Origin of the sequence: Duganella alba, assembly GCF_009674495.1 — a bacterium.
GTDB classification, from domain to species: Bacteria; Pseudomonadota; Gammaproteobacteria; order Burkholderiales; family Burkholderiaceae_D; genus Rugamonas; species Rugamonas alba.
Genome location: NZ_WKJN01000003.1, coordinates 36,091 through 53,990 on the forward strand (window position 1 = coordinate 36,091; position 17,900 = coordinate 53,990).

General features: G+C 63.1%; 13 protein-coding genes. 5 read left to right on the forward strand and 8 right to left on the reverse strand.

Annotation, left to right across the window (positions count from 1 at the left end):
• Nucleotides 1-90: 90 nt before the first annotated feature.
• Both GJ695_RS03460 and GJ695_RS03465 read right to left on the reverse strand, forming a co-directional pair.
• On the reverse strand, nucleotides 91-3,072 hold the full coding sequence (locus GJ695_RS03460) for a TonB-dependent receptor (protein WP_229260622.1): 2,982 nt from the start codon (nucleotides 3,070-3,072) through the stop codon (nucleotides 91-93).
• 465 nt (nucleotides 3,073-3,537) lie between these two features.
• Nucleotides 3,538-4,341 carry a tetratricopeptide repeat protein gene (locus tag GJ695_RS03465; RefSeq protein ID WP_154362222.1) on the reverse strand — a complete coding sequence of 268 codons (804 nt, stop codon included), beginning with the start codon at nucleotides 4,339-4,341 and terminating at the stop codon, nucleotides 3,538-3,540.
• Between the two features lie 198 nt (nucleotides 4,342-4,539).
• Here GJ695_RS03465 and GJ695_RS03470 point away from each other — a divergent pair, with 198 nt between their 5' ends.
• From GJ695_RS03470 to GJ695_RS03480, 3 genes are all read left to right on the forward strand, one after another.
• Entirely contained in the window at nucleotides 4,540-5,268 is a 729-nt protein-coding gene (locus tag GJ695_RS03470; protein WP_154362223.1) for a 16S rRNA (uracil(1498)-N(3))-methyltransferase, read from the forward strand.
• A gap of 100 nt (nucleotides 5,269-5,368) precedes the next feature.
• Nucleotides 5,369-7,012, forward strand: coding sequence for an NAD(P)/FAD-dependent oxidoreductase (locus tag GJ695_RS03475; protein WP_154362224.1), 1,644 nt, complete (start codon nucleotides 5,369-5,371; stop codon nucleotides 7,010-7,012).
• 247 nt (nucleotides 7,013-7,259) lie between these two features.
• Nucleotides 7,260-9,953: a TonB-dependent receptor gene (locus GJ695_RS03480; protein ID WP_154362225.1), complete on the forward strand. Its 2,694-nt coding sequence runs from the start codon at nucleotides 7,260-7,262 to the stop codon at nucleotides 9,951-9,953.
• 60 nt (nucleotides 9,954-10,013) lie between these two features.
• On the opposite strand, the gene corA is transcribed toward GJ695_RS03480, so the two are convergent.
• Together corA and GJ695_RS03490 are read right to left on the reverse strand one after the other, a co-directional pair.
• On the reverse strand, nucleotides 10,014-10,982 hold the full coding sequence (corA, locus tag GJ695_RS03485) for a magnesium/cobalt transporter CorA (RefSeq protein ID WP_154360864.1): 969 nt from the start codon (nucleotides 10,980-10,982) through the stop codon (nucleotides 10,014-10,016).
• A gap of 73 nt (nucleotides 10,983-11,055) precedes the next feature.
• On the reverse strand, nucleotides 11,056-11,841 hold the full coding sequence (locus GJ695_RS03490) for an SDR family NAD(P)-dependent oxidoreductase (RefSeq protein WP_154362226.1): 786 nt from the start codon (nucleotides 11,839-11,841) through the stop codon (nucleotides 11,056-11,058).
• 90 nt (nucleotides 11,842-11,931) lie between these two features.
• On the opposite strand from GJ695_RS03490, the gene GJ695_RS03495 reads away from it, so the two are divergent.
• Nucleotides 11,932-12,873: a GlxA family transcriptional regulator gene (locus GJ695_RS03495; protein WP_154362227.1), complete on the forward strand. Its 942-nt coding sequence runs from the start codon at nucleotides 11,932-11,934 to the stop codon at nucleotides 12,871-12,873.
• Here GJ695_RS03495 and GJ695_RS03500 read toward each other — a convergent pair.
• Nucleotides 12,845-13,759, reverse strand: coding sequence for an AraC family transcriptional regulator (locus GJ695_RS03500; RefSeq protein WP_154362228.1), 915 nt, complete (start codon nucleotides 13,757-13,759; stop codon nucleotides 12,845-12,847). The two genes, GJ695_RS03495 and GJ695_RS03500, sit on opposite strands and share 29 nt — an antisense overlap.
• A gap of 95 nt (nucleotides 13,760-13,854) precedes the next feature.
• Here GJ695_RS03500 and GJ695_RS03505 point away from each other — a divergent pair, with 95 nt between their 5' ends.
• On the forward strand, nucleotides 13,855-14,592 hold the full coding sequence (locus GJ695_RS03505) for an SDR family oxidoreductase (protein WP_154362229.1): 738 nt from the start codon (nucleotides 13,855-13,857) through the stop codon (nucleotides 14,590-14,592).
• A 52-nt stretch (nucleotides 14,593-14,644) separates the two neighbouring features.
• On the opposite strand, the gene ntrC is transcribed toward GJ695_RS03505, so the two are convergent.
• The 3 genes from ntrC to GJ695_RS03520 all read right to left on the reverse strand — a co-directional run bounded on the left by ntrC (nucleotide 14,645) and on the right by GJ695_RS03520 (nucleotide 17,812).
• Nucleotides 14,645-16,156 carry a nitrogen regulation protein NR(I) gene (ntrC, locus tag GJ695_RS03510; protein WP_154362230.1) on the reverse strand — a complete coding sequence of 504 codons (1,512 nt, stop codon included), beginning with the start codon at nucleotides 16,154-16,156 and terminating at the stop codon, nucleotides 14,645-14,647.
• A gap of 64 nt (nucleotides 16,157-16,220) precedes the next feature.
• Nucleotides 16,221-17,333, reverse strand: a complete 1,113-nt coding sequence (gene glnL, locus GJ695_RS03515; RefSeq protein WP_154362231.1) for a nitrogen regulation protein NR(II) — start codon at nucleotides 17,331-17,333, stop codon at nucleotides 16,221-16,223.
• Nucleotides 17,330-17,812, reverse strand: a complete 483-nt coding sequence (locus tag GJ695_RS03520; RefSeq protein ID WP_154362232.1) for a DUF4124 domain-containing protein — start codon at nucleotides 17,810-17,812, stop codon at nucleotides 17,330-17,332. The genes glnL and GJ695_RS03520 overlap by 4 nt, the downstream gene beginning before the upstream one ends.
• Nucleotides 17,813-17,900: the final 88 nt, after the last annotated feature.

Below are 17,900 nucleotides of genomic sequence, written 5' to 3' on the forward strand. Positions count from 1 at the left end.
CCAGACCGCCGCCCCGGCAAAAAAAAACCGCCGTGCGAACACGGCGGTTTTTGACGTCGGACACCGGCCGCAGCCGGTGCGCGGCGGCGCTTAGAAGCGGTGGTTGTACTCGACGGTGAATTTCGCCGAACGTGGAGCGGTGTAGCTGATCACGCGACCGTAGGTCGAGCTGACAGTGGTGCCGTCCAGGTTGTAGGTTTCGTCGATGGTCTGAGCGGTTTGCTTGTTGAAGACGTTGAACACGTCGATCTTCAGCGCCAGGCCTTTCAGGAAGTTAGGACGGTAGGCGACGTTGGCGTCCAGACGGATATCCCATGGCAGACGGCCCAGGGAGCCACGTGGAACCGGCTTGTCGCAGTAGAAGTACACCGAACCGTAATCCTGGATATTCGAAGGAATATTCGGGCTGTTACCGAAGCAGCTGCGTGGACGACCCGATGCTGCCAGGAAGTTGCCGCCCACGGTGAACTCTGGGGTCAGCTCGTAGAAGCCGAACGCCTTGACCTGGTGCTCACGGTCATTTGGCAGCAGGCCATCGGCGCCAACCATCAGCGGCCAGTTATCCCAGGTCGAGGTTGCAGCCACGTCGGTCTGTGCATTGTCCGAACGGGTCTGACCTTCGGTGTTGCCTTTGCTGCGCGACCAGGTGTAGTTCACACGGCCATACCAGCCTTCACGCATCGGGTGCTCGACGAAGAAGTCCAGTGCGGTGTAGGTACGCTTGGCCTTGTCGAACTTCAGTTCATCCTTGGTCAGGTGCACCACCGAGTAGTTCTTGCCGGTGCCGGCGAAGTCCACCAGGAAGGTGTTGTCCTGGCCCGGGTTGAACGATGCGCAGTTGAAACCGCCGTAGTTCGAGGTATCGACTTTGTTGCGTGCAGCCCATGCCAGAATGGCCGAGTCGTCGCAGTAATCGTCAATGGTGGCCTTCAGTTCACGGTAGGTGACTTTGGCGCCGAAGTTCAGCGATGGCGACCAGGCCTTCTCGAAGCCCAGGGTGATCTCGTCCTGGTAGGTCGGGTCGATGCCTTGCGCGGTCAGCGTGGCGGCGTCCTTCGACTGGCCCAGTTCGTTGTTGGTCGAGAACACGCCGGTCAGCGGCACCAGGCCCAGTGGCTGGCCTTGTGCATCGGTACCGGTGTAGGTGAAGAACTGACGCACGTTCAGCGAACGGCTGGCGCCGCGCACTGCCAGGTGGGTCGGGATCTGCAGCGCGTAACGACCGGCGCTACCGTACACTTTCAGCGACGCGTCGCTGTTGACATCCCATGCTGCAGCGAAACGTGGGGTGACGAAATTCTTCACTTCCAGGAAGGTCTCACCGTCACCGTTCTTGTTTTTGAAGTTTTCGTTACGCACACCGAAGGTCAGCAGCACATCCTTGGTGACCTGGTATTGGTCTTCGATGTACTGCGCCGACTGATCGGAAGCAGCCGAGGTGGTATCGTCGAAGATACGTTTGCTGACGTAGTAACCCTGGGTACCCAGGCCGCCGCCGCTGGCTGGCGCCACGGTGTAGCCGCCGCCCAGGCTGATCGGCACGTTAGGCGCGGAGGCCGATTTGCCATAGGTCCACAAACCGCCGCCGCCGTACACCTGGCCGGCGCCTTCCGACGTCAGCTTGTTGTCATCCAGACCAGCACGGAATTTATGCTCGTTCCATTTGTATTCCACGTCCAGACGCTTGGACTTGATCTTGCTCGATGCCTCATTCGGCGAAACCAGGCCCGACAGCACCTGGGTGCTCGAGTAGTTCAGACCAGGATAACGGGCCGATACCGGTGCGCTCACCTGATACAGATCGCCGGTGGTTGGCGCGCCAATCACGTCGTAGCTGTTCTTGTTCTCGGTTTTGCTCTGGCCGTACAACGCGGTCACGGTCAGGTTATCGGTCAGGTTACCGGTATAGCGCAGGATCTGGGTTTCCGCGCCGACCGACGGATTGTAGGTCGAGTCGTTCTTGTAGTGCTGCGACGCGGTCGCCGTGTTGCCATGGGTGTTGGTGGCGTAGTCGTAGCTGTACAGCTGGCGGTCGGTCTTCGGCGTATCGCCCAGGAAGGTCGCTTCCAGTTGGTGATTGTCGGTGATGTTCCAGTTGAACTTGGCCAAGTAGCGATCGATCTTGTCCTGCTTGGCTTCCCAGCCGCTGACCGCGTTCGAGGTCGAGGTACGGGTACCCAGGCCGGCAGCGGTGGCGTTGGTGCCAGCCTCTTCCGATTTACGCTCCTCCACCGACAGGAACATGAACAGCTTGTCCTGAACGATCGGGCCGCCGACATACGCGCCGTAGATTTTCTCGGTGCGGCTGTTGTCCTGGTTGCGACGGAACAGCGTACCGTCGGTGGTGGCGTTTTCCGGCTTGCCGGTCACAGGATAGTAGGTGTCCTTGTACTTGGCACGGGTCGAATTCGGCTCGATGCTGAAGCTGGCGCCGGTTTCCCAGTTGTTGGTGCCGCTCTTGGTGGTGATGTTGACCACGCCGCCGACCGAACGGCCGAACTCGGCGCCGAAGCCGCCGGTCAGGATCTGTGCCTGGGCGATCGAGCCGAATGGCAGTTCCGAGGCGCCCAGCTGGGTCAGCGGGTTGGTGACAGGGAAACCATTGATGTAAAACGCATTTTCGGAAGCGCCGCCGCCGCCGAACGAGGCGCCAGCTGCATAACGGGAGTCTGCACGGGTGGTGTTTGGAGCCAGCTGGATGATCGCGTCGACGCTCTGGGCAATCGGCAGCTTCGCCAGTTCTTTGGCAGTAAAGGTCGCGCCGTTGTTCGAGCTCGACACGTCGATGCGGCTGCGGCGGCCGGTCACTTGCACAGCTTGTACGGAGGCGAAGGACGCGTCCACGCCCTGGCCGACGAGCACGTCGATTTCCTGGGTGTTGGCGACGGCGCCGTTGCGCATCAGTTCGACACGGTAGTGGCCAGCGGCCATGGCGGTGGCGGTGTAGCGGCCGGACGCATCCGGCGTCACCACACGGCGGGCGCCGGTATCGGTGTTGGACAGCACGACGGTGGCGCCGGCTGGCGACTCCACGTTACCGAAAATAGTACCGGCGGCATTCGACTGTGCCATTGCTGCCGGAACGATCGCGGCACTCAGCGCAGCGGCACTGAATGCCACCTGCAGGGCACGGACCAAGACAGTTTTCTTTAACATTGATTTTCCCTGATTATTAAATTAGACAACCCGGATAGGGTGCGCCATTTTTTTACACGACAACCCCCGTACCTATTCAGCTCGAGTCATCGCTATTCCATTTCGACGGAAATGAAGCATGGTCGTTTATAAACTTCCGTGCTTTTCCATTTCAACAGGCCATTTATGAGACCATGTGGGGCAACTAACTGTCAATAAGCGCAATATTGTTAGTGTGAACAAACAACACCTTTATTTTTCTTATAAAACCAGTTTCATACCACCTGCACCGCACATGTGCACGAATGCGGCCTCGCGCCCCATTTTGGAATAAAAGGCACCATTATGTTCAGGCAAACACAATGGAATCAGGGATAGCGCATAAGAATATGCGCAAATATATTAACGCTGCTTGCTTCTGGCCCTTAGAATATCCTGACGCATGGCGTAATCGGATTCGATTTCCTTGTTGAGCACGTCATATTCGATTTTGTTCTTCTTATTGCGCTCGTCAATGCTGGCATTATTGTCCAGCACATATTTCTCGGTGGCGCTTTTCCACGCCTTATTTTCCGCCATCACGGTTTCCGCCAGGCGCTGCGGCTCGACGATTAATTGCTGGACCTTGTTTTCGATCTGGACGGAGGCGCGCTGATACTCTTCATTACTCATCAGCTTGAATAGATCGGGTGGAATGACCCCGGTGGCGGGCTGGCTGTTGCCGATCCCCTGCACAAAGCGGCCGTAACAGCTGGTCCACGCCGTGACGGCCGCATTGACCGCCTTGATGTCGGCATTGCTCTTCGAAACAGCAGGGATGGTGGGTTGCACGCAGCCGTAATGGTCATAGCGCAGCGCGGCGCCGTCATAGTGCGTCGTGTAGTACTCGATCTCGGCCTTGCGGCGCTGGCGTTCCTGCACCAGCAGCAGCGACTCGGCCGCTTCCGGCTGGCCGGCCGCCTTGGCGCGGTTCAGCCAATAGGCGGCCTTGTCGACATCCTGCGCCGTGCCTTCGCCAAAACCATACATTTCGCCGAGCTGCAACTGGGCCGCCGGGACGCCCCGCTCCGCCAGCACGCTGAACTGCTGGAAAGCTTGTTTGAACTCGCGTTTCTCCCACAGACGCTGGGCGTCGCCCAGCTCGTCCGCATGCAATAGCCCGCACAAGGCCGTCAGCGCGACGGCCGCAATCACGTTCTTGCTCATGGCTCTCCCTGAATTTCTACTTTAGGTTTTATACAATCCATACTAGTGTGTAAAAAAACATTGTGCAAATAGTCATTGCCATGATGGGCCCTGATGAGCCGAAAATACGTCAAATTGCCTGCATCAGCAGCTAAAAATCTGGCAAAAAAACAACAAGCTGTATTAAAATTGGCCCAATTCCGCAATTTCCCGACATCCATGCCGCGCTTTTTTTGTCCACAATCCTTGACCATCGGGCAGCAGCTCGCACTGCCTGACAGCGTGGCCCACCACATCCACGTGCTGCGTCTCGCGCCGGGCGCGCTGATCACCGTCTTCAACGGCGATGGCGGCGAGTACGCCGCCGCCGTGGTCGAGCTTGGCCGCCGCAGCGTCACCGTCGAAATCAAGGCCCACGCCGCGCGCGAGGCCGAACTGCCATTCGCCGTCACGCTGGCGCAAGCCCTGCCCGAGGGCAGCAAAATGGACTGGATCATCGAGAAGGCCATCGAACTGGGCGTGTCGGGCTTCCAGCCGCTGGCGGCGCAGCGCTGCGTGGTCAAGCTGTCGGCCGAACGGGCCGAGAAAAAGCTGGAGCACTGGCGCGGCATCATCGTCTCGGCCTCCGAGCAGAGCGGCCGCAACCGCCTGGCGCAGCTGGCGCCGCCGCAGGACTACAAGCAATGGATCACCCAGCAGGATCTGCACCGCCGCATCATCCTGACGCCGCGCGCCGAGCATTCGCTGGCCGACTGGGCGCGCCACCAGGCGCCGCAGGCGGTGACGCTGGTGGTCGGTCCCGAAGGCGGCCTCAGCGAGCAGGAGGAAGACCTGGCGCTGCGCCACGGCGCCCTGCCGCTGTCCATGGGACCGCGCATTCTGCGCACAGAAACAGCGGCGCTGGCGGCGGTCTCGGCGCTGAGCGCGGCCTGGGGCGGCTTCGCATAAGATCGCGGCCGAGGTAAAATAGCGCCTGCGGCCGCTTCCGATGGGGCGGCCGCACCACTCTCCGCTAGCTACGGAGCCCGCAATTTTTGGAACCCTCATCATGCTGCGTTTAAACGAAGTCAAACTCCCGCTCGACCATAGCGCGGAGCAACTGCCGGCCGCCATCCTGGCGCGCCTGGGCATCCCGGCCGCCGACCTGCGCGGCTTCACCATCTACAAGCGCAGCTACGACGCGCGCAAGAAAAGCGCCATCGTCCTGATCTATTCGCTGGATGTGGACATCGCCAACGAAGCGGCGGTACTGAAGCGCCTGCAGCACGACGTGCACCTGATGCCGTCGCCGGACACCTCTTATAAGTTCGTCGCCGATGGCGCCGCGCTGGCCGCCCATCCGGACTTCCAGCGTCCGGTGGTGATCGGCATCGGCCCGTGCGGGCTGCTGGCGGCGCTGATCCTGGCGCAGATGGGCCTGCGCCCGATCATCCTGGAGCGCGGCAAGATCGTGCGCGAGCGCACCGTCGACACCTTCGGCTTCTGGCGCCAGCGCAAGCTCAATCCCGAGTCCAACGTGCAGTTCGGCGAAGGCGGCGCCGGCACCTTCTCCGACGGCAAGCTGTACAGCCAGATCAAGGACCCGAAACACTACGGCCGCAAGGTGCTCAACGAGTTCGTCAAGGCTGGCGCGCCGGAAGAGATCATCTACGTCAGCAAGCCGCACATCGGCACCTTCCGCCTGGTCAAGATGGTCGAGTCGATGCGCGAGAACATCGAGGCGCTGGGCGGCGAATACCGCTTCGAGAGCAAGGTCACCGACATCGACATCGAGGACACCGCCGACGGCCGCCAGGTGCGCGGCCTGACGCTCGAGAGCGGCGAGAAGATCGTCACCAGCCACGTGGTGCTGGCCATCGGCCACAGCGCGCGCGACACCTTCGAGATGCTGTACCAGCGCGGCGTCTACATCGAAGCGAAACCGTTCTCGATCGGCTTCCGCGTCGAGCACCCGCAATCGCTGATCGACACCTGCCGCTTCGGCCCCAACGCCGGCAACCCGATCCTCGGCGCCGCCGACTACAAGCTGGTGCACCACGCGTCGAACGGCCGCGCCGTCTACAGCTTCTGCATGTGCCCGGGCGGCACGGTGGTGGCGGCGGCGTCGGAGCCGGGCCGCGTGGTCACCAACGGCATGAGCCAGTACTCGCGCAACGAACGCAACGCCAACAGCGCCATCGTGGTCAGCATTTCGCCGGAAGTCGACTATCCGGGCCACCCGCTGGCCGGCGTCGCCTTCCAGCGCGACCTCGAAGAAAAAGCCTTCCACCTCGGCGGCGGCACCTACAACGCGCCGGGCCAGCTGATGGGCGATTTCGTCGCCGGCCGCGCCTCGACCGACTTCGGCGCGGTGGTGCCGTCGTACAAGCCCGGCATCACGCTGACCGACCTGGCGCAGATCCTGCCGGAATTCGCCGTGACGGCGCTGCGCGAAGCCTTCCCGGCGTTCGACAAGCAGCTCAAAGGCTATTTCAAGCACGACGCCGTGCTGACCGGCCTGGAGACGCGCACCTCGTCGCCGATCCGCATCAAGCGCCGCGACGACACGCTGCAAAGCCTGAACACGCGCGGCCTGTTCCCGGCCGGTGAAGGCGCCGGTTACGCCGGCGGCATCCTGTCGGCCGGCGTCGACGGCATCAAGGTGGCCGAAGCGCTGGCGCTGTCGATGGCAACACAGTATGAACCTGGTTGAACACCTCCCCTCTCCCTAGCACATGGCCGCATTAATGCGGCCAAAAATTTGTATTTTTGTGTAAAAAAACGGCGGGTTTCCGATAAATACCGCACAAAGTGTTGTTTATTTCAAAGTTGTTACAGATTGCCAATTGACCCAATATGGTGCAAATGGTCTGATAACGCCGCTAAAGAATCGCTTTCAGATTTTTTGCCAGGTAGCTTTGAATAACTAGACCTCGTGAAACACCCAAGGAGTTTGATCAATGATGATGGAAACCGTTTTGTCGCGTTCGCTGCGCGTGATGTTCGCCAGCAGCGCCGCCCTGATGCTGGCACAACCGGCATTCGCCCAAGATACCGCGCCGATCCAGCGCGTTGAAATTACCGGTTCGGCCATCAAGCGCATCGACGCTGAGACCGCCGTGCCGGTGACGATCGTGAAGATGGCCGACCTGAAGAAGGAAGGCATCACCACCATCGAGCAAGTGATGGCCAATCTGAGCGTGTCGCAAGCCTCGCAAGGCACCAGCCAGGTGGTCGGCTCGGGCACCGGCGGCGCCTCGTTCGCCGACCTGCGCGGCATCGGCGCCAACAAGACGCTGGTGCTGCTGAACGGCCGTCGCCTGGCCAACAATGCCTACGACAGCTCGGCGCCCGACCTGAACATGATCCCGTTCGCGGCACTGGAACGCGTGGAAGTGCTGCGCGACGGCGCGTCGGCACTGTACGGCTCCGACGCGGTCGGCGGCGTGATCAACTTCATCACCAAAAAAGACTACCAGGGCGGCACCATCACCCTGGGCGCGGACAATCCACAGCATGACGGTGGCTTCGCCAACAACTTCAACGTCGGCTACGGCTGGGGCGACCTGGACAAGAACGGCTTCAACATCTTCGCGATGGTGGACCACCAGGAACAGCACCGCATCGGCGGCACCCAGCGCGACTTCAACACCCGCTACGCTGGCGGCCTGTCGTCGTCGACCTTCCCGGCCAACTGGGCGCAGGGCAACCTGGCCGGCAACCCGGCCGGTCCTGACTGCACCACCGGCAGCCACCTGATCGCGGGCTCGAACGGCCAGTGCCAGATGACCACCTCGTCCTTCGTCGACTACATTCCGAAGAGCGAGCGCACCACCGGCATGATCAAGGGCACGTTCAAGATCAACGAAAACCACGAGCTGGGCATCGAGCTGCTGTCGACCGAGAGCAAGGTCCAGAGCGCGATCGCACCGGTGCCATACGGCGGCCTGTACATCAACCGCCTGCGCCCGGACGGCACGCCTAACCCGTACTACCCAACCGCTGCCGGCCTGGACCCGAACTTCACCTCGGCAGGCGGCAACGCCACCCCTGGCGTGATGCCGGGCTTCGTCACCGCGCGCTGGCGCGATCTGCCGAATGGCGCGCGGGCGGATGAAAACATCAACAAGCAGCAGCGTCTGGTGGTCTCGATGAACGGCACGATCGCCGGCTGGGACTACAACGGCGCCGTGACCTACAATGAAAACAAGGTCAAGGAAAACCTGTACGGCTACAGCGACGGCGGCATCATCACCGCTGGCGTGCTGAACGGTGTGATCAACCCGTTCGGCGACCAGAGCGCCGCCGGCACCGCGCTGCTGAACAGCGCCGCCCTGAACGGCAACATCCAGAACGCCAAGGGCACCAGCAAGGGCGCCGACCTGAAAATCAGCCGCGAAGTAGGCGACTGGTTCCAGACCGGCCACCAGGCAGGCCTGGCCCTGGGCGCGCAGTATGAGCACCAGGACTTCATCAGCGCGGCCAATACCGAGTTTGCGGCAAAAGTGATCGCCTCGACCGGTATCGATCCGAACACCCTGAACGAAGGTTCGCGTAACGTGTCGGCCTTCTTCGGCGAACTGAACGTTCCTGTGCTGAAATCCCTGGACCTGACCGCGGCCTTCCGCTACGACAAGTACAGCGACTTCGGCCACACCTTCAATCCGAAGTTCGGCTTCCGTTTCCAGCCGACCAAGGAAGTGCTGTTCCGCGGTTCGTTCTCGAAAGGCTTCCGCGCACCGTCGCTGTATGACATCAATGCCGGCAACGCCTACACCAATGCGGCCGACACCCTGAACGATCCGAAGAACTGCCCAGGCGGCGTTGCCCAGCCTGGCAAGCCAGCGTCCGACAACTGCGATCAGCAGTTCCAGGTGCTGAACGGTGGTCAGAAAGGTCTGAGCCCAGAGCGTTCGAAAAACGGCACCATCGGTGTCGTGTGGGAACCGATCAACAACCTGTCGCTGAGCGCGGACTGGTGGTCGATCCGCCTGACCCAGCAAATCGGCAGCCTGGCGGACTACGACGTGCTGGACAATCCAACCCTGTTCTCGTCGCACATCATCCGCAACGCCTCCGGCGACCTGGCAGTGGACGGTTCGCAATGTCCTAACCCGATCACCTGCGGCTACCTGGACCTGCGTACCCAGAATCTGGGCGACATGAACACCAACGGTGTCGACCTGTCGGCCAGCTACCGTCTGCGTACCGCCGACTACGGCAGCTTCACCATGGCCTACAACGGCACCTGGGTACACAAGTATGAGTACCAGAACTTTGCCGGCGACGAGATGCACAACAAAGTTGGCGTCTTCTCGGGTGACGGTCCGATCTTCCGCTGGCAGAACACCGTCAACGTGAACTGGAACCAGGGCAAGTTCGGCGCCGGCGTTGCCGCGCACTACAAGTCGGGCTACCAGGATCAGGACAACTCGAATGATCCAAACCACAACGTCGCGTCGTACACCACCTTCGACGGCTACGGCTCGTGGACGGCAATGAAGGGCCTGACCCTGACCGCCGGCGTGCGCAACATCTTCGACCGCGATCCACCGCTGTCGTACCAGACTGGTCACTTCCAGGCTGGCTATGACCCGCGTTATGCCGACCCAACCGGCCGCACCCTGTACGTGCGCGCCACCTACGACTTCTAATCCGAAGTTGACCTGAACATCCCCCGGCGGCGTCAGCGCGGCCGGGGGATTTTTTTTTGCCTACAGCCAGCCGGCCTTCTTGAAGCGCCGGTGCAGGTACAGGCACACGCCGACCATGATGGCGATCGCCATCGGATAACCGAACTTCCACTCCAGCTCCGGCATGAACTTGAAGTTCATGCCCCACAGCCCGGCAAACGCGGTGACGATGGCAAAGATCGCCGCCCACGCCGCCAGCCGCTTGTTTACTTCGCTTTCCTCGATGGCCGTCATCGACAGGTTGACCTGGATCGCGGTGGCGATGGTGTCGCGGATGCCGTCCAGCGAGGCGCTGATGCGGTGCAGGTGATCGTGCACGTCGCGGAAGTATTCCTGGGTGTCCTGGCACATCGCCGGCACGCGGCCGCCGTGCAGCCGCCCCACCGCCTCCATCAGCGGCACCACCACGTGGCGCACCACGGTGACCTTGCTCTTCAGCTGGTACAGGCGCTGGATGTTGTCGCGCTGGCGGCCCTGGGTGAAGATCATCTCCTCGATTTTTTCCAGCTCGGTTTCCAGCATGTCGAGCACCGGGAAGTAGCGGTCCACCACCGTGTCCATCAGCGCGTACAGCACGAAGGCCGGCCCCAGGCGCAGCATGTGCGGCTCCTTCTCGGCGCGCGCGCGCACGTTCTGGAAGCCCTGCTGGCTGTCGCCGTCGCGCGAGGACAGCACATAGTTCTGGCCGACGAAGATGTCGACTTCGCCCACCGTCACCTCGTGCTCGTGGCACTCGATGGTCTTCACCACCACGAACAGCGAATCGCCGTATTCCTCGATCTTCGGCCGCTGGTGTCCGCGGCTGGCGTCCTCGACGGCCAGCTCGTGCAGGCCGAACTCGTGCTGCATCACCGCCAGCTCGTCGGGCTGGGCGTCGCGCAGCGCCACCCAGACAAAGGTCTCCGGTTTCTCGACATAATCGCTGATGTCTTCCACCGGAATGTCGGCCAGTTTTTTACCATCCTGATAGGCCACACAATTAATCAGCATACGCATTCCATAAAAAAGAAAAGCCCTTGGCTTCGTCAGCCAAGAGCTTACCTCAAACTGATGTTGCGCCAGATTACGCAGCGGTTAAATAGCGCACGCCCGGCTTGTTGCGCGACAGGTTGCCGGCCAGCGCGTTGCGCGCCTCTTCCATGCGGGTGAAGTCGCCCAGGTCCGGCAGCGACGGCACGGTCACCAGTTCGCGCTGGTCGAAGCCGGACAGCGCCGCGTCCACCAGGTCTTCCGGCGTCATCACCCATTCCTGCGGCAGGTTCTCGACGGCGTGGCCGGCGCGGTCCCAGAACGGCGTGGCGATCGCCCCCGGCAACACCGCCTGCACCTGCACGCCCTTGCCGCCCAGCTCGTGATGCAGCGACTGGCTCAACGCCAGCACGAAGGCCTTGCTGCCGCCGTAGGTGCCGTTCAGCAGCTCGGGCTTGAGCGCGGCGATCGACGAAATGTTGATGATGGCGCCCTGGCCGCGTGCCACCATGCCCGGCGCGGCGGCGCGGGTCAGGCGGGTCAGCGCGGTGATGTTCACGTTGATCAGCGTATCGAGTTCTTCCGGCGTCGAATCGACCAGCGACTTGACGGCGCCGAGGCCGGCGTTATTCACCAGCATGCCGATGCTGCTGTCGCTGCTCAGGCGCTGCTCGACGCGGCGCAGCTCGGCGGTCACGCCCAGGTCGGCGGCGATGGTGTCGACCTGGCGGCCGGTGGCGGCTTGCAGGCGGGACGCCAGCGCGGTCAGCTTGGCGGCGTCGCGCGCCACCAGGACCAGATCATAGCCACGGCGGGCCAGACGTTCTGCGTAGACTGCGCCGATGCCCGAGGATGCGCCGGTAATGAGTGCGGTTGTCATGATGTGTGCTCCTGTTGGTTAAGTTGACAGGCTCAGTGTAGGGGCGCAGACTAAGGCCCGTGTGACATAGATACCTCTTTTTAGGCCATCATGAAAAAAACCATCGGCTTGCTGCTGTTTCCCGGCTTCCAGATTGTCGACCTGGCGGCGGTGACCGTGTTCGAGGTCGCCAACGCCATGCCGGGCGGACCGTATTACGAGATGCACATGCTGTCCGAGCACGGCGGGCCGGTGGCCAGCTCATCCGGCGTGGCGGTCATGACGCAGCCGTTCAGCGCGCCGGGCTTCGACACCATCATGGTGGCCGGCAGCATGGAGCTGATCCAGGCGTCGGCCCCGTTCGTGGACTTTTTGCGCGACGCCAGCCGCGCCTCGCGCCGCACCGCCAGCATCTGCACCGGCGCCTTTCTGCTGGCGGAAGCGGGCCTGCTGGAAGGCCGGCGCGTGACGACGCACTGGGCGCTGGCGCGCGAGCTGCAACGCCGCTATCCGAAAACCCGGGTGGAGGAAGACCGCATCTTCATCGAGCACGACCACGTGTGGAGTTCGGCCGGCATGACGGCCTGCATCGACCTGTCGCTGGCATTGGTGGAAGCCGATTACGGCGTCGAGCTGGCGCGCGAGGTGGCGCGCAAGATGGTGGTGTATCACCGCCGCACCGGCGGCCAGTCGCAGTTTTCCGCGCTGCTGGAACTGGAGCCGAAATCGGACCGCATCCAGACCGCCCTCACCTACGCCAAGCGCAATCTGCGCAAGGCGCTGTCGGTCGACGAGCTGGCCGACGCGGCCAGCCTGAGCCGGCGCCAGTTCAGCCGCGCGTTCCGGCTGGAGACCGGCCAGTCGCCGGCCAAGGCGGTGGAAACACTGCGCGTGGAGGCGGCGCGCAACATGATCGAGGAAGGCAATCACGCCATCGACGTGGTCGCGCGCGAAGTCGGCTTCGACGATCCCGAGCGCATGCGCCGCGCCTTCCTGCGCGCCTACGGTGTGCCGCCGCAGGCGGTCAAGCGGGCGGCGCGGGCGGCGGCGTAAGCGCGTAGCGGGTCGGCGACATGCCCACGTGCCGTGTGAACGCCACGCTGAAGGCGCTGGCCGAACCATAGCCGACGCGCTCGGCCACGGCGGCCACGTTGCCCTCCCGCCGGCGCAGCAGGTTCTTGGCCTTGGCCATGCGCCAGCGCAGCAGATACTCCATCGGCGCCACGCCCACCGCGCGGCTGAAGCGCTCGAAGAATGCCGAGCGCGACAGCGCTGCCTCCTTGGCCAACTGTGCCACCGTCCACGGCGCGGTCATCTGCTCGTGCATGCGCCGCAGCGCCAGCGCCAGGCGCTCATCGGCCAGCCCGCGCAGCAGGCCCGGCGTCGCGGCAGTGACGGCGCTGGAACGCAAGGCTTCGATCAGCAGCACTTCCAGCAAATGCGCCAGCACCACCTCGCGTCCCGGACGCCGTGCGCGCGATTCCTCGCCCACCAGTTGCACCAGCGTCGACAGCCGCTGTTCGCCGCGCACGTGGATCAGGCGCGGCAACAGCGAGACCAGCAGCGCCGCATCCGGCGAATCGAAGGCGCAATGGCCGATCAGCAGCACGGCCTCGGTTGGACTGTCCGGCGGGCCGAAGCGGAATTCGCCGTTCGGCAGCGCCTGCGGCGCGGCATCGAGCGCGGCGGCCGGCGGCGGCTTCAGGCTGCTCATCGAGAATGCATGCGACTCCGGTATCAGCACGAAATCGCCCTGCCGCAGCGACAGCGGCTCCCGGCCTTCGGTGGTCAGCAGGCTGGCGCCTTCCAGCACCACGCAGTAAAAGGGCTGCCCTTCATGCGAGCGCCGCACGCGCCACGGACCGGCGCTGCTGACGACTTTCGAGAACCGGATGCGTGGCTGCAGCAGGGTCACCACTTCGGCGAGGGGATCGATCATGTCTGGACGCTTGCGAATGGAATGTGGACGAACAATTGTAGCAAGTCCACCAGTGGACGACTACAGTGTCGTCACACCATTCCACAGGAGTTCCCATGAAAACCATCCTCATCACCGGCTGCTCGTCCGGCTTCGGCCTGGAAACCGCCCGCTATTTTCTTGAACGCGACTGGCGCGTGATCGCCACCATGCGCACGCCGCGCACGGACCTGCTGCCGCCCTCGGCAAACCTGCGCGTGCTGCCGCTGGATGTGGCCGACGCCGCCAGCATCCGCAACGTGATCGAAGCGGCCGGCCCGGTCGACGTATTGGTCAACAACGCCGGCATCGGCATGCTGGGTGCGCTGGAAGGCACCAGTCTGGACAAGGTGCGCGAGGTGTTCGAGACCAATACCTTTGGCGTCATGGCCATGACGCAGGCGGTGCTGCCGCAGATGCGCGAGCGCAAGGCGGGCGTGGTCATCAACGTGACGTCGAGCGTGACCTTGAAATCCTTGCCGCTGTTGTCGGTGTACACGGCCAGCAAGGCGGCGGTGAATGCCTTCACCGAATCGCTGGCGCTGGAACTGGCGCAGTTCAACGTGCGCGTCAACCTGGTGCTGCCGGGCCGCGCGCCGACCACCAGCTTTGGCGCCAACGCGCAGCCGCGCATGCAGGGAGCGATTCCGGAAGCTTATGCGGCCATGGCGCAGCATGTGTTTGCGGGCTGGCAGCAGTCGACGGAGGAAGTGACGCAGGCGGTCGATGTGGCGCAGGCGGTGTGGCAGGCCGCCACCGATCCAGCCGCGCCCATGCGCATCGCCGCCGGCGCCGATGCAGTGGCGCTGATGTAAAAAAACGGCGCCTTGTGCAGCAAGGCGCCGTTTCGTTCACGCGCGAAGCGGTTTAGTCGTCCTTCGCGCCGTCGATGCCGAGTTCGGCAATCTTGCGGGTGATGGTATTGCGGCCTATCCCCAGCCGCACCGCCGCATCGTTCTTGCGGCCATGCGTATGCTTGAGCGCAGTCTTGATCAGCGCCGACTCGAACTGCCGTCCCAGCACCGCCATCACTTCCTGCTGACCGCCACTGAGCATGCTGGCAGCCTGCATTTCCAGCAGTCCCAGCCACGCATCCGGCGAACCGGCCGCGCTGGCGGAGGCATCCGTCGCCACCGCCGTCACCGTACCGTGGTGCTGCGGCGCGCTGTAGCTGTCGCCGGTGGCCGCGCCAGCCGACAGCGGCGCCGCCGACGACGCACCGCTTTGCTCCTGCGACAGCTCCAGCGGCAGATCCTTGATCTCCACCGTCTGCCCCGGCGCCATCACGGTGATCCAGTTGCACAGATTTTCCAGCTGGCGCACATTGCCCGGCAACTCCAGGCTGGCCAGGAACTGCAAGGCCGCGTCGCTCATGCGCTTGGCTTCAACGCCCAGCTGTTTCGCGCTCTGCACCAGGAAGTGACGCACCAAAATAGGGATGTCCTCGCGACGCTCCCTCAAACTGGGCAGACGCAAGCGGATCACGTTCAGGCGGTGATACAAGTCTTCGCGGAACAAGCCTTCGCGCACACGCTGCTCCAGATTCTGGTGCGTTGCCGTGATCACGCGCACGTTGGCCTTCAGCGGCTGATGGCCGCCGACGCGATAGAAGTGACCGTCCGACAGCACGCGCAACAGGCGCGTCTGCAAATCGAACGGCATGTCGCCGATTTCATCGAGGAACAGCGTGCCGTTCTCGGCCTGCTCAAAGCGGCCGCGGCGCGTGGTCTGCGCGCCGGTGAAGGCGCCGCGCTCGTGGCCGAACAGTTCGGACTCCAGCAAATCCTTGGGAATCGCCGCCGTATTCAGCGCGATGAAAGGCTGCGCCGCACGCGGGCTGTGCTTGTGCAGCGCACGCGCCACCAGCTCCTTGCCGGAACCGGATTCGCCGGTGATCAGCACCGTCACATTCGACTGCGACAGGCGGCCGATGGCGCGAAACACTTCCTGCATGGCTGGCGCCTGGCCGAGGATTTCCGGCGTTTCCGTCGGTCCCGATTCCACGCTGGTCTCGCGCAGGCTTTCATCCAGCGCGCGCCGGATCAGCTCGACGGCCTTGTCGATATCGAACGGCTTGGCCAGGTATTCGAAGGCGCCGCCCTGGAAGGCCGCCACGGCGGAATCGAGGTCGGAGAAAGCGGTGATGATGATGACCGGCAGGCCCGGCAGGCGTGACTTCACCAGTTGCAGCAAGTCCAGCCCTGAGTCGCCCGGCATGCGGATGTCGGACACCAGCACCTGCGGCGTTTCATATTCCAGCGCGGCGATGGCGTCGCGTGCATTGGCAAAACTCTTGGTGGCCAGGTTTTCCCTGGCTAATGCTTTTTCCAGTACCCAGCGGATCGATTCGTCGTCGTCTACTATCCAGATTGGCTTCATGTGTTGTGTGTATTCCGCGATGGATCGTCAATCAAGGGACACGGTCCGCATTGCCCGCCGCGGCTTATGGCAACGGCAGCAAAATACGGAAATCCGTAAATCCAGGCCGGCTCTCGCACTCGATCACGCCCATGTGCTGTTGCACGAAGGTCTGTGCCAAGGTCAGCCCCAGGCCGCTGCCGCCCTCCCTGCCTGACACCAATGGGTAGAAGATGCGGTCGCGGATCTGGGGTGCGATACCCGGTCCATTGTCAATGATATGCAAGTCTAATGCCAGCCCGTAACGGACCTTGGCCAGCGTGACCTGGCGCGCCACCCGCGTCTTGAAAACGATCTGCGCATCGCCCGCCTCGATCTGCGCCGCCAGCGCCTGGGCGGCGTTGTGCGCGATGTTGAGCACGGTCTGGATCAGCTGCTCCTTGTCGCCCCGGAACTCGGGAATCGAGGCGTCATAGTCGCGCAGGATGGTCAGGCCGGACGGGAACTCGGCCAGCATCAGGCTGCGCACGCGCTCCAGCACTTCGTGGATGTTGACGTCGCCGACGATGTGCGGCCGGCGGTGCGGCGCCAGCAGGCGGTCGACCAGGGTCTGCAGGCGGTCGGCCTCCTTGATGATGACCTGGGTGTATTCGCGCAGCTGCACCGCGTGCAGCGCCGGCAGTTCCATCTCCAGCAGCTGCGCGGCGCCACGGATGCCGCCCAGCGGATTCTTGATCTCGTGCGCCAGGTTGCGGATCAGCTCCTTGTTGACCTGGCTCTGGTCGAGGATGCGCTCCTCGCGGTCCAGCTTCAGGTGCTGCTGGTTTTCCCGCAGTTCGATCAGCACGTGGCCGGCCGGCTCGTCCAGCACCGAGACGATGCTGTGCACATGCAGCGGCTCGCGGCCGGCGCGTTCCAGCGTCAGGTCCTGGCGCAGGTCGGAAAATTTGTGTTCGCGCGCCTGTGCGACAATATTGTCCAGCTCGTCTGGATTGACGAACTGCGCGCCGAGCTTCTGGCGCGACAGCGCCTTCAGCGAGTTCTCCAGCAGGTTCTCGGCGGCGGCGTTGGCGTAGGCGATGTGGCCGCCGGCGTCCAGCATGACCACGGCCGAAGCCAGCAGCTCCAGGCCGGCCAGCGCCGGAGGCCGGTTGATGGCGGCGGCCGCGCGGGCCGCAATATTACTTACTAGGCTCATCGGATATTCGCAATCTCACGTTTCAAGGCATCGACATTCTTTTCCGAGCGGCTGATGCTGTCACGCAGCGTGGCCACCCGTTCCTGGTACTTCGCATAGTTGCGTTCGTCGCCGCGCCGTTCCGGCTCGCCGTTGTTGAATTCGCGGCGCATGTCCGTCAGCTTTTGCTGTTCGGTCTTGAGCTCGTCTTCCAGAATGCCGCGGCGGTCGGCGTCGCGCGCGCGCTGCTCGGCGTTGTCGACGCGCGGGAACTCGCCCGGCGTGGTCACCGGCGCGGCGTTCCGTGCCGCTGGCGCCGCGCGCCGCGTGGGCGCCGGCACCGTCATGCCGGGCAGGTCCATCAGCTTGCAGTAGCTGCCGCGGTTGATGTCGGTGAACTCGACACTGCCACCGGGCGGTTGGCATTTGTAGATCTGTCCATGTGCGGCGGCGGAAGCCAACAGCGCCAGCAGCGCACTCAGTTTCAAACTCGTTGTCATTCGTAAATCCGTGGGTGGAACCTGTCCCTCCGAATATACAGCATCCAAATAAAAACGCGGGGAAAGCTCTGCTCGCCCCGCGTTCTGT

Bases quoted from the DNA above. Each gene is read 5' to 3' on its own strand.
- GJ695_RS03465 (WP_154362222.1), bottom strand. From the start codon at position 4,341: ATGAGCAAGAACGTGATTGCGGCCGTCGCGCTGACGGCCTTGTGCGGG.
- GJ695_RS03490 (WP_154362226.1), bottom strand. From the start codon at position 11,841: ATGACAACCGCACTCATTACCGGCGCATCCTCGGGCATCGGCGCAGTC.
- GJ695_RS03520 (WP_154362232.1), bottom strand. From the start codon at position 17,812: ATGACAACGAGTTTGAAACTGAGTGCGCTGCTGGCGCTGTTGGCTTCC.
- GJ695_RS03480 (WP_154362225.1), top strand. From the start codon at position 7,260: ATGATGATGGAAACCGTTTTGTCGCGTTCGCTGCGCGTGATGTTCGCC.
- glnL (WP_154362231.1), bottom strand. From the start codon at position 17,333: ATGAGCCTAGTAAGTAATATTGCGGCCCGCGCGGCCGCCGCCATCAAC.
- GJ695_RS03470 (WP_154362223.1), top strand. From the start codon at position 4,540: ATGCCGCGCTTTTTTTGTCCACAATCCTTGACCATCGGGCAGCAGCTC.
- GJ695_RS03460 (WP_229260622.1), bottom strand. From the start codon at position 3,072: ATGGCACAGTCGAATGCCGCCGGTACTATTTTCGGTAACGTGGAGTCG.
- corA (WP_154360864.1), bottom strand. From the start codon at position 10,982: ATGCTGATTAATTGTGTGGCCTATCAGGATGGTAAAAAACTGGCCGAC.
- GJ695_RS03505 (WP_154362229.1), top strand. From the start codon at position 13,855: ATGAAAACCATCCTCATCACCGGCTGCTCGTCCGGCTTCGGCCTGGAA.
- GJ695_RS03475 (WP_154362224.1), top strand. From the start codon at position 5,369: ATGCTGCGTTTAAACGAAGTCAAACTCCCGCTCGACCATAGCGCGGAG.
- ntrC (WP_154362230.1), bottom strand. From the start codon at position 16,156: ATGAAGCCAATCTGGATAGTAGACGACGACGAATCGATCCGCTGGGTA.
- GJ695_RS03500 (WP_154362228.1), bottom strand. From the start codon at position 13,759: ATGATCGATCCCCTCGCCGAAGTGGTGACCCTGCTGCAGCCACGCATC.
- GJ695_RS03495 (WP_154362227.1), top strand. From the start codon at position 11,932: ATGAAAAAAACCATCGGCTTGCTGCTGTTTCCCGGCTTCCAGATTGTC.